The sequence below is a fragment of the Pseudalkalibacillus sp. SCS-8 genome, from assembly GCF_040126055.1.
Classification (GTDB): domain Bacteria; phylum Bacillota; class Bacilli; order Bacillales; family Fictibacillaceae; genus Pseudalkalibacillus; species Pseudalkalibacillus nanhaiensis.
On sequence record NZ_CP143541.1, the window covers coordinates 2209368 to 2222052 of the forward strand.

At 41.7% G+C, this 12685-nt stretch carries 15 protein-coding genes and 1 tRNA gene; 5 read left to right on the forward strand and 11 right to left on the reverse strand.

What is annotated here, in order from left to right; all coding sequences use genetic code 11:
* Window positions 1-41 precede the first annotated feature (41 nt).
* The gene (locus V1497_RS11555; RefSeq protein ID WP_349407705.1) at window positions 42-998 is read right to left on the reverse strand and encodes an aromatic acid exporter family protein; all 957 of its coding nucleotides are present in this window, start codon (window positions 996-998) and stop codon (window positions 42-44) included.
* Between the two features lie 189 nt (window positions 999-1187).
* Between V1497_RS11555 and V1497_RS11560 the strand changes: the two genes are divergently transcribed.
* Window positions 1188-2543, forward strand: coding sequence for an arsenic transporter (locus V1497_RS11560; protein ID WP_349407706.1), 1356 nt, complete (start codon window positions 1188-1190; stop codon window positions 2541-2543).
* A 49-nt stretch (window positions 2544-2592) separates the two neighbouring features.
* Here the strand turns inward: V1497_RS11560 and V1497_RS11565 are convergent.
* The 4 genes from V1497_RS11565 to V1497_RS11580 form a co-directional block, all read right to left on the reverse strand.
* Window positions 2593-2667, reverse strand: a tRNA-Arg gene (locus V1497_RS11565).
* 144 nt (window positions 2668-2811) lie between these two features.
* Window positions 2812-3243 carry a BrxA/BrxB family bacilliredoxin gene (locus V1497_RS11570; protein WP_349407707.1) on the reverse strand — a complete coding sequence of 144 codons (432 nt, stop codon included), beginning with the start codon at window positions 3241-3243 and terminating at the stop codon, window positions 2812-2814.
* 217 nt (window positions 3244-3460) lie between these two features.
* Window positions 3461-4438, reverse strand: coding sequence for a metal ABC transporter solute-binding protein, Zn/Mn family (locus tag V1497_RS11575; RefSeq protein WP_349407708.1), 978 nt, complete (start codon window positions 4436-4438; stop codon window positions 3461-3463).
* A gap of 159 nt (window positions 4439-4597) precedes the next feature.
* Window positions 4598-5092 (reverse strand): lactoylglutathione lyase family protein, encoded by a 495-nt coding sequence (locus tag V1497_RS11580; protein ID WP_349407709.1) that lies wholly within the window; start codon window positions 5090-5092, stop codon window positions 4598-4600.
* A 121-nt stretch (window positions 5093-5213) separates the two neighbouring features.
* On the opposite strand from V1497_RS11580, the gene V1497_RS11585 reads away from it, so the two are divergent.
* Entirely contained in the window at window positions 5214-5558 is a 345-nt protein-coding gene (locus V1497_RS11585) for a helix-turn-helix domain-containing protein (RefSeq protein WP_349407710.1), read from the forward strand.
* Window positions 5559-5644: 86 nt separating this feature from the next.
* On the forward strand, window positions 5645-5968 hold the full coding sequence (locus V1497_RS11590; protein WP_349407711.1) for a hypothetical protein: 324 nt from the start codon (window positions 5645-5647) through the stop codon (window positions 5966-5968).
* Between the two features lie 57 nt (window positions 5969-6025).
* On the opposite strand, the gene V1497_RS11595 is transcribed toward V1497_RS11590, so the two are convergent.
* The 3 genes from V1497_RS11595 to V1497_RS11605 all read right to left on the reverse strand — a co-directional run bounded on the left by V1497_RS11595 (window position 6026) and on the right by V1497_RS11605 (window position 7911).
* Window positions 6026-6496: an SRPBCC family protein gene (locus V1497_RS11595; RefSeq protein WP_349407712.1), complete on the reverse strand. Its 471-nt coding sequence runs from the start codon at window positions 6494-6496 to the stop codon at window positions 6026-6028.
* Window positions 6489-6839, reverse strand: coding sequence for a MerR family transcriptional regulator (locus V1497_RS11600; RefSeq protein ID WP_349407713.1), 351 nt, complete (start codon window positions 6837-6839; stop codon window positions 6489-6491). The genes V1497_RS11595 and V1497_RS11600 overlap by 8 nt, the downstream gene beginning before the upstream one ends.
* A gap of 172 nt (window positions 6840-7011) precedes the next feature.
* A complete protein-coding gene (locus V1497_RS11605) occupies window positions 7012-7911 on the reverse strand; it encodes a GNAT family N-acetyltransferase (RefSeq protein WP_349407714.1) in 900 nt (299 codons plus the stop codon).
* 208 nt (window positions 7912-8119) lie between these two features.
* Between V1497_RS11605 and V1497_RS11610 the strand changes: the two genes are divergently transcribed.
* Entirely contained in the window at window positions 8120-8464 is a 345-nt protein-coding gene (locus tag V1497_RS11610) for a hypothetical protein (protein ID WP_349407715.1), read from the forward strand.
* 75 nt (window positions 8465-8539) lie between these two features.
* Entirely contained in the window at window positions 8540-9283 is a 744-nt protein-coding gene (locus V1497_RS11615) for a HipA family kinase (protein ID WP_349407716.1), read from the forward strand.
* A 40-nt stretch (window positions 9284-9323) separates the two neighbouring features.
* On the opposite strand, the gene V1497_RS11620 is transcribed toward V1497_RS11615, so the two are convergent.
* The 3 genes from V1497_RS11620 to V1497_RS11630 are packed head-to-tail and all read right to left on the reverse strand — an operon-like array spanning window position 9324 to window position 12670.
* Entirely contained in the window at window positions 9324-10661 is a 1338-nt protein-coding gene (locus V1497_RS11620; RefSeq protein ID WP_349407717.1) for a dihydrolipoamide acetyltransferase family protein, read from the reverse strand.
* A gap of 20 nt (window positions 10662-10681) precedes the next feature.
* Complete coding sequence (locus tag V1497_RS11625; protein ID WP_349407718.1) at window positions 10682-11665, reverse strand: alpha-ketoacid dehydrogenase subunit beta; 984 nt, start codon at window positions 11663-11665, stop codon at window positions 10682-10684.
* A gap of 12 nt (window positions 11666-11677) precedes the next feature.
* Window positions 11678-12670, reverse strand: a complete 993-nt coding sequence (locus tag V1497_RS11630) for a thiamine pyrophosphate-dependent dehydrogenase E1 component subunit alpha (RefSeq protein ID WP_349407719.1) — start codon at window positions 12668-12670, stop codon at window positions 11678-11680.
* Window positions 12671-12685: the final 15 nt, after the last annotated feature.

A 12685-nucleotide genomic window follows, 5' to 3' on the forward strand; every position in this document is an offset into this window, starting at 1 on the left:
GGATCTTTTAAGGTTAGTTTGCCAATTGGCTTCTCTGTTTATCACTCATCTCGCGCTTTAAAATACCGTTTTAAAATCAGGTATTGCTCCATTTCCATCAGAAAATAATGAAGCGCAGACCTCGTTTCAAATTCCTTTCGATCCTTTGGAAGCTCCATGCTTTTAAATGCACTTCGCATACCCTCCAGTTCGTCCAAATATTTCTGCGCCGTATTCCCCGGATGAATGGCATCTGCAAGATCGTCCAAAAAGTCTGCAATCCGAAAGTTCTGCACATAGGCTTTATCAATGGACGTAATGATCGGCATTACCCTACCTAAAATCTCATATTGCTTCTCTCTCATTTTAAAATAGTTGTAATACAGATCCTCGTGTCGTGTAAGATGGTTCTCAACATTTCGGAAAGCTAAGCTCTTAGCCTGCTGAATCATCTTATCAACCTCAACGATTTCCTTTCCATCCCAATTGCTTTCCCCAACTCTTAGAAATTCAGCAAACTCTCTTAAAATGGTTTGGAATTGTTCTTCTATTTCCTTTTGGTACGTAATCAATTGATTCTCCAAGCTGGGCATATAAAGATTCATGATCAATGCAATTCCAATTCCGATGACGATGATGCCGATTTCGTTCAAAACGATCTCAAAAGTGAATTCCTTATACATAAGAAAGTGAAGGATGATGACAGAGCTTGTTATGACGCCTTCCTTCAACTTGAGAACTACCATGGTAGGAATGAAGATCAACAACAATAATCCGAGGACAATCGGGTGATAGGAAATCCCCTCGAAGAACACAAAGGCAAAGACGATGCCGATAAGACAAGCTGCAAATCTCTCCCAAGAACTGATGATGGATCTCTTCTTCGTAACTTTTATGCATAAAATCGCCAATATGCCTGCAGATATGTAGAACTCCAGTTGTAAAGCCTGTGCGATCAGGATGGCGATCGGGGTTGCTATAGCTGTTTTTATCGTACGATACCCTATATGAAATTTCATACTTTCCCCTTTCTGCCCTTAGACATCTGTACTAATAGATCAATTATATTGGTTCTATCGCCTATATTTCCCTTGTCCATTTGTATTCATGAATAGACGTTCGTAATAGACCGTTATGAGAGACCATGCATATAATATCGGACAAGCAACGCTCGTACTGAAAGATATAACGAAAGGACATGTTCTATAATGAGCACTGACATCATGATCTCAATATCAATCTTTCTTCTTGCGACAATCCTCATTATGTGGAGGCCAAGGGGTATTAATGAAGCCTGGCCAGCAGCAATTGGAGCACTCATTATTTTATTCACAGGTGTTGTTTCCCTTGGAGACACATTGGAAATCCTCAATAAAATAGGCGGTGCCTCCATTACCATCATTGCCACGATTGTCATGGCGGTTGTCCTTGAAAGCTTTGGATTCTTTCATTGGGCTGCTTCGAGATTAGCGACATTATCAAAAGGATCTGGTTATAGGTTATACTGGTACATCCAGCTTCTTTGCTTCTTAATGACCATTCTGTTTAATAATGATGGAAGTATACTTATTACGACTCCGATCTTAATTCTACTACTTAAAAACCTCCAATTGAAAGCCCACCAGCAAATCCCTTACCTCTTATCAGGAGCGCTTATTGCAACAGCATCCAGTGCGCCCATCGGTGTAAGTAACATCGTCAACCTGATTGCATTGGATATTGTTCATATGACACTCTATATGCACACCGCTATGATGTTCGTTCCAGCCATGGCAGGTTTATTATTCATGTCTTGGTTGATGTATGCCCTGGTAAAAAAGAAGCTACCGAAACATTTACCTGATACCAAGTATGATATGGAACAGATTTTCTTCACAAGGAATTTCCACCCTTTGAAAGGTAAAATCACAATCGAAACCAAAAAACAACGGACACGATTCATGCTGAAGATCCTTCTCTTTGTTTTCGTTTTACGCTGTTCCTTATTTCTAGCCTCTTACTTCGGCATCCCAATTGAACTGGTTGCCGTAAACGGATCCCTTGTTCTATTAGGGTGGAGATGGTACCACCTACGCACACCTCCATTCGATCTATTGAAAAAGACGCCATGGCAAATTTTCATATTTGCTTTCTCGATGTATGTCATCATATTTGGATTGAAGAATTCAGGATTGATTGAATTTCTAGTAGAACTCAGCCAGCCGATTGTCCAACAAGGCCTCTTTGAAGCAAGTCTTTTGATGGGGTTATTAGTTTCCCTGCTTTCAAACCTATTCAACAACCATCCTGCATTACTAGTCGGTACAATCACATTGACTGAATTGAATCTCGATCCATTAACATTAAAAACCATGTATCTTGCAAGTATTATCGGTAGCGACATCGGATCCTTGTTATTGCCTATCGGGACACTCGCCTCGCTAATCTGGATGCACATTCTACGACAGAATGACATCCAAGTGAAGTGGAAGGATTATTTGAGCGTATCCTTGGTGGTTATTCCACTCACCCTAGTTGTTACATTATTCTTGTTATACTATTGGGTCGTACTGATTTTCAGTTAAACAAAAAAACTCTGCTACGAAAATAGCAGAGTTTGAACTCGTATGTAGATGGCGCGCCCACCAGGATTCGAACCCAGAATACGAGAGCCGAAATCTCGTGTGATATCCATTTCACTATGGACGCAAACTGTAATATGTGGTGACAGGATTTTATTTTATAGCAATCTAAAAATATTGTCAAGAAAAGATAAGCTTTCTTAAAACAATCTTGCTTAAAAAAGTAAGACGCCATCATATCTGAAAGTTTGATGACGTCTTTTTTGCAATTTTAGCAGTATTGCTTGAAAGCCTCTTGCAGCTTCTGAACGACTTCAATCGGTTCAGATCCTTCAATCTCATGACGTTCAACCATCGTCAACAGTTTTCCATCCTTAAGTAAAGCAAACGACGGAGAAGATGGTGGATAACCCGTAAAGTAAGAACGTGCTTTTTCTGTCGCTTCTTTATCCTGGCCAGCAAAGACCGTTACTGCATGATCTGGCTTTTCATCACTTTTATGAAGTGCATAAGAAGCTGCAGGTCTAGCGATTCCGCCAGCACATCCACAAACGGAATTGACGAGCACCAAAGTCGTGCCTTCTTTCGCAAATGCCGCCTCAACCTCTTCTGGTGTGGTCAATTCTTCAAAGCCTGCTTCTTTCGCTTCACTTCTGGCCGTTGCCACTACATCATTCATAAAGAAGTTAAAATTCATATTCATTCTGTCACACCCTTTCCAATACCCTCATACCTTCATTTTATGCTGAATAGTGGTCCAAGCGCAAATATGACGTTTAAGGATAATTTAATCTTTCCAGATACAAAAAAAGAAGCAAGCACTAGGCTCACTTAAGAAAGGGGTTAGGGGGTATAGAGGTGTTGTAGTTTCTATATACCCCGCTGAAAAAAATTAAAACCTTTTTTTGAAAAATTTCCGTTTAATTTAAAGCGGTTTTCAACGTATCGAGGTTATCATACATGATGTTGAGATAATCCTCTTTGTTCTGGACCTGTTCTTCCGTTAAGGATTCCAAATTGCTCAAATACAACTTCTCCGCTTTGACTTCCCTTTGAATCATTTCAGCGACATCTGATGTATAGTTCTTTTCAAAGATGATATACTTCACTTCATTTTCTCTCGCATAATCAATGATCGCTTGTATCTCTTTTTGAGAAGGTTCATGTGATGGTGATAATCCTGCAATGGAAATTTGTTTAAGGCCATATCTCTCCCACTTCCCATAGGCACTGTGAGCTACGATAAACTCTTTCCGCTTTGCATTTTCAACGAGTTCTTTAAAGTCACGATCCAAGTCGCTTAAATCCTTTTTCAATTGTTGGAAATTGGCTTCAAATTCATCTTTTTTCTCTGGGTGAAGAGCAATCATTTCCTTCTTGATCGTTTCGGCCATTTGAATCGCCTGGACCGGGTCTAACCAAAAGTGAGGATCGACGTCACCATGTCCGTGAGCCTCTTCATGTCCATGCTCATCTTCCTCATGATTCCCATCTTCATGATTCTCTTCTTCATGATTCTCTTCTTCATGTCCACTGCTCTGTATGTCTCTTGATGCGTTGACAAAAACGACATCCTGCTTTTTCAACGATTCTTTCGCTTTTTCGACGAAACCTTCAAATCCAGCCCCATTATAAATAAGCATGTCAGATTCCGCTACCTTCACCAGTTCCCTTGTTGTCGGTTCGTACGTATGACCATCTGCTCCTGGAGGGATGATCGACTTCACGTCAACGTTATGCTGGCCGATCCGTTCAGCAAAATATTGAAGCGGATATATGGACGTATAGATCGTCAATCCTTCATCTTTTCCATCGGATTTGTCAGTATCATCAGGACTACATCCTGCAATCAACATTGAGAATAGAAATAAAACTGTAATTAACTTTGAAAATCTCAATGAATGTTCCCCTTTCAATTCACATTACTTAATAAATAAAAGCATTTTCTATTATATCGTAATCATTACGATTTTCAAGCCGTAGACATGCTGATTTTTACACAATCTGAAAAATAAAACAGGATGACCATTTAAACTGGTCATCCTGTTATTGTGCCATTAGTATGCGCCTTCTGAATACGTCAATTCATAGCTGTGTGTATAGATCTCAAATATGTTCCCGAATGGATCCTCGACGTAAACCATCTTATACGGCTTTTCACCTGGGTAGTATTCTCGTATCGGCATCCGTTGTTTTCCACCATACTCCTTGATCTTTTCTACAATTCCTTCAATATCAGGATCCTGGATACAGAAATGGAACAATCCTGTTTTCCAGTATTCAAAGTTGTTTTCTGGATCCTCGTTGTGTGGGAACTCGAATAGTTCAACCCCGATCTTGTCTCCTGTCGCTAAATGGGCGATTCGGAATTTCTCCCAATCATTCCCGAACACATCGCGACACATTTGTCCGATCGGCGTATCATCGTTATGAACCTCAGCTGGTTCCATAATGACATACCAACCAAAGACTTCTGTGTAGAATTTGACTGCCTCTTCAAGGTTAGGCACGGATAAACCGATATGTGAAAATGTTCTTGGGTACGGATACATATGAATTCCCTCCTGTTTATCTTTTGACAATGATTATTATAAATCAGTAAGATTCATTTATGTAAGAATGCACTTTTTTGTGAGAAACTAACCTTTAGGTAAGTAAGGAGTTGAAAATAAATTGACAGATACAATTCAAGTCGATGATGAAGGAAAATTGAAATGTGCGATTGAATATACCTTGAAAAAGATTGGTGGCAAATGGAAGACGGTCATTTTATGGCACTTAAGTATGGATGGCACTTACCGATACAATGAATTGAGACGGCTTCTACCTGGTGTGACCCATAAAGTGTTGACCCAACAGCTGAAAGAATTGGAAGAGGATGCGTTCATCTCTCGAAAACAATTTGATGAAATCCCGCCAAGAGTCGAGTACTCGATAACAGAAAGGGGTTTGACCCTTATGCCCATATTGAAAGAAATGCATAAATGGGGTACTGAAAATGGTGAAGACTTTTGTTAAAGATGAACAAACATGTTCATCTTTTTGTTTACATTTGAAAGACTTCAGATTACGCTTAAACTAACGAACCTAAAGGAGTGTATGTAGTGGAAAGTTCAAGTTTTGCGATTGCACTTTATCAACCAAAAGAGGGGAAAAAAGACGAATTGCTGAAAATCATTGAAGACCACACCCCACTGCTACGACGCGAGGGACTAATTACGGAATTCGAGCCAGTTCTTCTTAAGAGTGAAAATGGTACATATTTAGAGCTCTTCCAATGGAAGTCGATTGCAGCTAAAGACGCAGCCCATCAATCTGAACAAGTAATGACACTTTGGGAAAAAATGATGGAAGTTGCTGACATGAAGCAATTATCTTCTTTATCGGAGGCAGATCAATTGTTCCCGAATTTCGAACGATTAAAATAAGCATGAAAAGGATGAGTGGAATACACTCATCCTCTTTGTTCATTCATTAAAGATTCCTTACCTTACGTTGGATTGCTTTTCTTTTAGTGCCTCTTCCTCTACGCGGTCCATAAAATCATCCACGACTTTCTGGTTGTTCTTCTTACCGCCTAGCTTCAATAAGGTTTTCCCTAAAAAGTTCAACCCTCTATTTTGTCCTTTGTAAATGAAGCGGGTTTCATCCTCACCCTCTTTAATAAGTGTGAAGGATGCTTCAACTTCGAACGCTTTCGCCAGGGTGAACCCGATCTTGTTATGTTTCTTATCAGGTGTGTTTTCATACTCAAGGTCTTCTACGATATAGGTTTCGATCCGTTTTCCTTCCTTATATTTTTGTTGATAGGTTGTTCCAACAACGCCTTCTTTCTTCTCCAGCACTTTCGTTTCTACAACATTCGGCATGATCCGGCTCAAGTTATCAATTTCAAACAGCTCCCAAATCACTTCAATGTTTACAGGTATCACTCTTTCTTCGTGCCAACTAAGCATTTTCCTCATCTCCTTTATTTAACTCAAAGAAATCGTCCATCTCGTCAATGATCGATTGTAATCGTTGGATTTCTTCCACTAAGTTTTGCCTCTTCATTCGTATTAACCGTTCAAGATTCTCAAACGATTCATCATTCACAACTTCCAGCATTTCTTGAATCGTGAAATTGAATTTCCTTAAGTAAACTAACAGTCTTCCTACCAAATAAGATCCATTATCATAATAGCGGTAATGATTACGCGGATCGATATAAACAGGTTCAAGAAGCTTGATTTCAGCGTAATACCGTAACGTCTCCTTACTCAAACCCGTCATTCTCGAAAACTCACTAATCTTGTACATGATTGCCACCTCTAATTCATCATAAACGATGTGGTGCACCCCATGGTCAACCACTTTTGTCCTTTTAAAAAAGCTCTGTTAAAGACTGTTGTTGATGTTGAAAAGCTTCAAGCGGACGCTTGTAATTTCTATAGAATATCAACAATAAAAGCTAACAGAGCATTCAGTAGGATCAACCGTGACTCTCCACTCTACCCAATTCAAGCTGATAGGCCACAAGCCGATGCTCTTCAGTAAAGCCTGATTGTATATATAGATTATAGGCTTTTTCATTTCGGGTTCCGACACATAAGATGATTTCATCGATCTCTGGAAAACTGAACATGAAGGATAGACTTTTCCGCATCAAGCTCCGACCAAGCCCTCTCTTTCGATAAGAAGGTGAAACCCCAATAAAGTGGATATCACCTGCCGCAAAGGAAGGTGTAGCTTCACAATAGACATATCCTAGCACCTTGCCTTGTTCAACGGCAATGAATACTTTTTTTTCATCATCAATCCGTTCAATGATCTCTTGGCTTGAGTAGTATGTATCCTTGAAGGTTTCATCATGCAGAGAGCTGAAATCCTCGAAATAGTCATCAGTCAGTTCAATGATCTCTTGATTAGTTTGCTGCATTGGGAGCATGGTATCACGCGTTACCTTCAGAATGGCGTGAGTGTGTTTCTTGGCCGCATCGAGTCCTTTCATAAATGTGTGCGCCCTTTTATTCTTGACGTTATAAAATCCATGAAGTCTTTTCAAGGAGATTGGACTATTCCTTTTTAGATGTCGCAACATTTCGCTCGCAACGTCAATCCAATTTTCATGTACAATGAAAGGCCCCCATAATTCCCCTTCAAGCGTTTTTTCATCGATATCAATTCCTAACACACCAATCATCCTATCATTTTCATAAGCAGCTACCATGGATTGTTCCAGTGGAAAATCTGAAAAATCGTTGAAAAGTGCATGGAGAATTTCGTTTGGCTGATCACCACAATAGCCAACGTGGTGTTCAGGTTGTTTGTTTAATCTTGCAATGAATTGAGAAACCGTTTCTAAATCCAGCTCTGTACTGAAATTTATCATACACCTAACCTCATCGTTTTGGGACATCATACATTCTGCTTAATCAATTTCTAGATTTTCATTAACTTTCCTTCTCCCATTTTTCATTAGAACTCAAAAAGACAGGAGGTGGGTAAACGTACAAACTTTAGGTTAACTAGGTACTTCACCATCCATCCTAAAGAGAACGTTAATAAACTATATAAATCAAAGAAATGGGGGTGGGGTTATGAGTTTATTCTCAGATGATAACTGGGGTTGTAAAAAATCCAAGAAAAAGAAATGTGATTCTTTTGGATGTGCGCTCGTAAAGCAATTGAATGTAGGTGATCGTGTCCGAATCACATTCGGTGACGACTACTTCCTGATTACGACGACAGATCCAACATCAACTGCAGCAGTATTGAAATTCATGTGCTTCGATGAAGAGTTGTGCGCTGCAACGTTTGTGAGTGAAGATCCAAATCGTTCTCAAAATTTAGACCTTCCAGTTACAGTTGATTGCAGAAAAATCGTCGGAATCCAGTATTGGGGCAATCGAGATCAACGCGGTGGTTCAGGAGCAGCTGAATAAATGTTTAAAAAAGGGGAGCCAGAATATTTGGATCTCCTTGTTTTATGAAGTTATTAGGCGTAAGGGGGACATCGGATGGGGACACCAGGCAAGGTCATCCGGGAATTAAGAGGGTTCACTCGCCCACAAATCATAGCTTTCGACGATGGCGATGAATATGTCGTGAAGTTTAAGCATGCCTTACTCGGTACAGGATACATTGTAAAAGAATATCTGGCCGGCAAGCTGGCTGAAGCTTTGGAGTTGCCTATCGTACCATTTCAAGTGTCTGAGATTTCAAAACCGTTTATCATCAAGCACCGGCAGTTGTTCAAAAATCGTTTCAAATCTGGAACGCAGTTTTGCAGCAAATACATTGATGGCATCGGACTTCCAGAAACGCCTCCAGATCGTGACCAAGTCATCAATCATAAAGACGGTCCTGCTCTGCTTGTATTTGATGCGTGGATCGGGAACAAAGACCGACATCGGAAAAACATTCTTTTGGAGGAACGTGGAAATGAGATGTATTATTTTCATCTGATCGACCATACACATGTGTTTGCAGATCTCTCATTGCCATTAATGAACGATAAAGTGCAAGTCCATAGATGGTGCGCTTCTTTAGCCGTGCACCCTGATGAATTGAGAGCTTTCTCAAATAAAATTATAGCATTACCCGATGAAACGTATACACAAATTTTAGACTCCATCCCATCTGATTGGAATGTGTCCGATCGTAAAAAGAACGAGATCTTGGAATTTTTGAATCGTTCCCGAGCACAATTACCAGATAAGGTCACGGAGTTAATCAATCATTACGAGCTAGATGCAAAATAAAAAGAAGTACAGCATAAGAGTGCTGTACTTCTTTTTTTGATTAATAAATGGATGTATTTTCTTTTGTTGTGTTTTCGACGATTTCTTTGACGCGGGATAGGAATTTTCCGCAGATCAATCCGTCTAGTACACGGTGGTCCAGTGACATACAGAGGTTCACCATATCACGTACTGCAATCATCCCATTATCCATAACAACCGGACGCTTCACGATCGATTCAACCGAAAGGATCGCAGCTTGCGGATAGTTGATGATCGGCGTCGATTGGATGGAACCGAATGAACCAGTGTTGTTCACTGTGAATGTTCCGCCCTTCATATCTTCACCTGAAAGTTTTCCAGTACGGACTTTCGTTGCCAAGTCGTTCACTTCGCGAGCAATTCCTTTGATGCTCTTCTCATCCGCATTTTTGATGACCGGTACGAAGAGAGAATCCTCGGTTGCAACCGCAATTGAAATGTTAATGTCCTTCTTCTGAACGATCTTATCGCCAGCCCACATGGAGTTGATCATTGGGAATTCTTTCAATGCTTCAACGACTGCTTTAATGAAGAATGGAAGGAAAGTGATGTTGTATCCTTCTTTCGCTTTGAAGTCGCCTTTCACACTGTTACGGTATTCAACCAGGTTCGTTACGTCAACTTCCATCATCATCCATGCATGTGGTGCTTCATGCTTACTGCGGACCATGTTGTCTGCAATCGCACGACGGACGCCACTTACAGGGATTTCGACGTCACCAGGCTCAACCGGAATGTTCATCGGTTTAGAAGCTGGCTTGGATGCCGCTGCTGCTGGTGCTTCTGCTTTCGGCTCTGCTGCTTTTTCAGGTGCAGGAGCTGCGTCTTCCTTCTGCTTATCTCCAGCCTTTGGAATGTTGCCAGAGTCGATCAACTTCTGTAGGTCTTTACGGGTGATACGACCCTCACGGCCGGACCCTTCCACTTGATCTAAATCGATATCGTGCTCTTGAGCCATGCTCATCACTGCAGGAGAGTAACGAGCTTTACCGGTCTTCGGCTGCTTCGGCTTTTCTTTCTTAGGTGCTTGTTCTTTCGGCGTATCTTCAGCTGATGCATCTTCTACTGGGTCTGCTTCAGTTGGAGCCTCTTCTTTCGCTTCCGCACCTGCTCCGCCCTCAGTTTCGATATAGCAGACGAGCTCTCCTACTTCAAGTGTGTCACCTTCGCCAGCAACGAGTTCCTTGATCTTACCTGAGTAGGAAGAAGGAATTTCTGCGTTTACTTTATCGGTCATGACTTCCGCAATTGGATCGTATTTTTTTACCTCATCTCCAACTTGAACGAGCCACTTACTGATTGTACCTTCTGTTACACTCTCACCAAGCTGGGGCATGGTAATTTTTTCTGTTGCCATTTCGTTTCCCTCCTTGGAGATTAAAATTCTGCTAAATCACGCATAGCTTTTTCGACTTTATCAGGGTTGATCATGAAATACTTTTCCATTGTAGGCGCATATGGCATTGCCGGTACATCTGGTCCTGCAAGACGTTGGATCGGTGCATCCAAGTCGAATAGGCAGTTTTCTGCAATGATGGCAGAAACTTCGCTCATAATGCTTCCTTCTTTGTTATCCTCCGTTACAAGCAATACTTTTCCTGTCTTGGATGCCGCTTCGATGATTGCTTCTTTATCCAATGGATAAACGGTACGTAGGTCAAGAACGTGTGCAGAATAGCCGTCTTTTTCAAGCTTTTCAGCTGCTTGAAGCGCAAAGTGCACAGCCAATCCGTAAGTGATGACGGTAATGTCTTCTCCTTCACGTTTTACATCCGCTTTTCCGATCGGTAGTGTGTAATCGTCCTCAGGAACTTCTCCTTTGATCAGACGATAAGCACGCTTATGCTCGAAGAATAGGACAGGATCGTCGTCACGGATTGCCGCTTTCAATAATCCTTTTACATCATAAGGTGTTGAAGGCATGACGATCTTCAAACCTGGTATATTTGCAAAAAGTGCTTCAACCGATTGAGAGTGGTAAAGTGCACCGTGGACACCTCCGCCGTATGGCGCACGGATTGTCAACGGGCAGTGCCAATCGTTGTTTGAACGGTAGCGAATTTTCGCTGCTTCCGAAACAATCTGGTTCACTGCTGGCATGATGAAGTCTGCAAATTGCATCTCAGCGACTGGACGCATGCCGTACATTGCAGCTCCGATACCAACTCCAGCGATTGCAGATTCTGCGAGTGGTGTATCGATGACACGATCCTCACCGAATTGTTCATAAAGACCTGCAGTGGCACGGAATACGCCGCCTCGCACACCAACGTCCTCTCCAAGAACAAATACTTTGTTGTCACGTTCCATTTCTTCGCGTAAAGCTTGAGTTACTGCATCTATATAAGAAATTACTGGCATATGTTCGTCCCCCTATTCCGCATACACATATTTGAGCGCACTTTCAGCGTCAGCATACGGCGCTTCTTCAGCGTAATCCGTTGCTTCGTCCACTTCTTTCTCGATGCGTTCAGTGATTTCTTTCGCCTTTTCTTCCGTTAAAAGACCGAGTTCTTCAAGGTACTTCTTGAAAGTAATCAAGGCATCTTTTTGCTTCGCTTCTTCTACCTCTTCACGCTCACGATAAGCACGATCGTCGTCATCACTCGAGTGAGGAGTCAGTCGGTAAGAAACCGTTTCGATTAAGGAAGGACCTTCACCACGACGTCCGCGGTCAGCTGCTTCTTTCACTGCCTCATAAACTGCAAGTGGGTCGTTTCCATCAACCGTCACACCTGGCATTCCGTAACCGATTGCACGGTCGGATACCTTTTCACAAGCCAATTGCTTGGAAACTGGAACGGAGATTGCGTACTTATTGTTTTCACACATGAAGATGACCGGAAGCTTATGTACTCCCGCAAAGTTTGCAGACTCATGGAAATCACCCTGGTTGGATGAACCTTCACCGAATGTTGTGAATGTGACAAGATCTTTTCCTTCCATCTTACCTGCAAGTGCGATGCCAACTGCATGTCCGACCTGTGTCGTTACTGGAGAAGATCCAGTGACAATGTGGTTTTTCTTTTGCCCAAAGTGACCTGGCATTTGACGTCCGCCAGAGTTCGGGTCTTCCGCTTTCGCAAATCCGGAAAGCATCAGGTCACGTGCTGTCATACCGAAGTGAAGGACAACACCCATGTCGCGGTAGTAAGGAAGGACATAATCCTTTTCTTTATCGAGCGCCATCGCTGCACCTACTTGTGCTGCTTCTTGTCCTTGACAAGAGATGACGAATGGGATTTTCCCAGCACGGTTCAATAGCCACATTCTTTCATCGATCTTTCTTGCCATCAACATCGTTTCATACATTTTCAATACATCTTCATCAGATAAACCTAGTCTTTCATGACGATTTTCGGCCATCACATTACCCTCCTT